General features: G+C 43.2%; 1 protein-coding gene. It reads left to right on the top strand.

The window, feature by feature from the left end; genetic code table 11:
• The first annotated feature begins 8 nt into the window (after positions 1–8).
• A complete protein-coding gene (locus ACNKXV_RS13985; protein ID WP_417908330.1) occupies positions 9–128 on the top strand; it encodes a DUF6428 family protein in 120 nt (39 codons plus the stop codon).
• Positions 129–315: the final 187 nt, after the last annotated feature.

The following is a 315-nucleotide window of genomic DNA, read 5'->3' as shown; positions in this document are numbered from 1 at the left end:
CCAAGAAAATGACGGATTGCCTTGCCAAGGATAAATGTGAGATTCCTGCAGAGAAGCCAAAATTACGCCTTTCCAGTATGCAAACTGCTTCAGCCGGTTGCTGTACCCCAAACTCAGGTTGCTGCTAAATCTTGACCAAAACCAAAATGAAAAATTCTTTTTATCCCGACCTCCAAAAGACCATTGAAAGTCTCCCAATAAATAGGATACCATCTGAACGAATGCCTGTCATTGAGTCAATGGTTGAATATATTCTTCGGAAGATTCGGGCCGGAGAGGAGGTTCGGCTCAACTTTATCTGTACGCATAATAGCC

The sequence above is a fragment of the Christiangramia aquimixticola genome (assembly GCF_048285835.1).
Classification (GTDB): domain Bacteria; phylum Bacteroidota; class Bacteroidia; order Flavobacteriales; family Flavobacteriaceae; genus Christiangramia; species Christiangramia aquimixticola.
The sequence above is the reverse complement of the archived record's forward strand: the minus strand, read 5'-3'. Positions and strand labels throughout refer to the sequence as shown.

Coding starts and splice junctions, on each gene's coding strand:
- ACNKXV_RS13985 (WP_417908330.1), top strand. CDS start 9: ATGACGGATTGCCTTGCCAAGGATAAATGTGAGATTCCTGCAGAGAAG.